Consider the following 1336-nt stretch of genomic DNA (forward strand, 5'->3'; position numbering starts at 1 on the left):
ACGAGACGCACTACCGCAGGAAACCTTCGTAGTTGCGCTGCTGCAGCTGGCTCTCGATCTGCTTGACCGTGTCCAGGCCGACACCAACCATGATCAGGATGCTCGTCCCTCCGAACGGGAAGTTCTGGCTCGCGCCGGCCACCGCCAGCGCGACGATCGGGACCATGGAGATCAGACCCAGATAGAGCGCGCCGGGCGCGGTCAGACGGGTGAGCACGAAGTTGAGGTATTCAGCCGTCGGCCGGCCCGGGCGGATGCCCGGAATGAACCCACCGTACTTCTTCATGTTGTCGGCCACTTCGGTGGGGTTGAACGTGATGGACACGTAGAAGTAGGTGAAGAAGACGATCAGCAGGAAGAACGTCGCCATGTAGATCGGGGTGTCGCCGGTGGCCAGGTTCTGGGAGATCCACTGCACGACGGCGTTGGGGTTCTCGGCGTTGGCGAACAGCGAGGTGATCAGCTGCGGGAGGTAGAGCAGCGAGGAGGCGAAGATGACCGGGATGATGCCGGCCTGGTTGACCTTCAGCGGGATGTAGGTCGAGGTGCCGCCGTACATCCGGCGGCCGACCATCCGCTTGGCGTACTGCACCGGGATGCGGCGCTGTGCCTGCTCGACGAAGACGACCGCGGCGATCAGGAAGACGCCGACCACCAGGACGACCGCGAAGGTGAACTTGTTGGCCTGGAAGATGTTGGCCATCTCCGAGGGGAAGATGGACACGACCGAGGTGAAGATCAGGATGGACATGCCGTTGCCCACACCACGGTCGGTGATGAGCTCGCCCAGCCACATGATCACAGAGGTGCCCGCGGTCATGATGACGACCATCGTGACGATCTGGAAGACGTTGTCCGGGTCGAGCAGCACGTCCTGCTGGCAGTTGGGGAACAGCTGGCCCGAACGCGCGAGCGCGATGAAGGCGGTCGACTGCAGCACACCGAGCCCGACGGTCAGATAACGCGTATACTGCGTGATCTTGGTCTGGCCGGCCTGGCCTTCCTTCTTCAGCGCCTCCAGCCGCGGGATGACCACGACGAGCAGCTGCAAGATGATGCTCGCGGTGATGTAGGGCATGATGCCCAGCGCGAAGATCGACAGCTTGAGCAGCGCGCCACCGCTGAACAGCTGGACCATTCCATAGATTTGACCTGCGGCGCCCTCACGGGCCGATTCGAAACAGGCCGCCAGATTCTGGACGTGAACGCCCGGAGTCGGAAGAACCGAGCCGAGCCGGAAAAGCGCGATGATGCCCAGCGTGAAGAGCAACTTCTTGCGCAGGTCCGGCGTCCGGAACGCCCGGGTAAACGCGGTCAGCACGGTCCCTCCTGCGCG

The 1336-nt window shown here is 63.1% G+C and carries 1 protein-coding gene; it reads right to left on the bottom strand.

Annotated features, from left to right (window positions below):
• Nucleotides 1-10: 10 nt before the first annotated feature.
• Nucleotides 11-1321, bottom strand: coding sequence for a preprotein translocase subunit SecY (secY, locus tag ADY59_RS47290; protein WP_049577939.1), 1311 nt, complete (start codon nucleotides 1319-1321; stop codon nucleotides 11-13).
• Between the last annotated feature and the right edge of the window lie 15 nt (nucleotides 1322-1336).

Source organism: Nonomuraea sp. SBT364, from assembly GCF_001083785.1.
Classification (GTDB): Bacteria; Actinomycetota; Actinomycetes; order Streptosporangiales; family Streptosporangiaceae; genus Nonomuraea.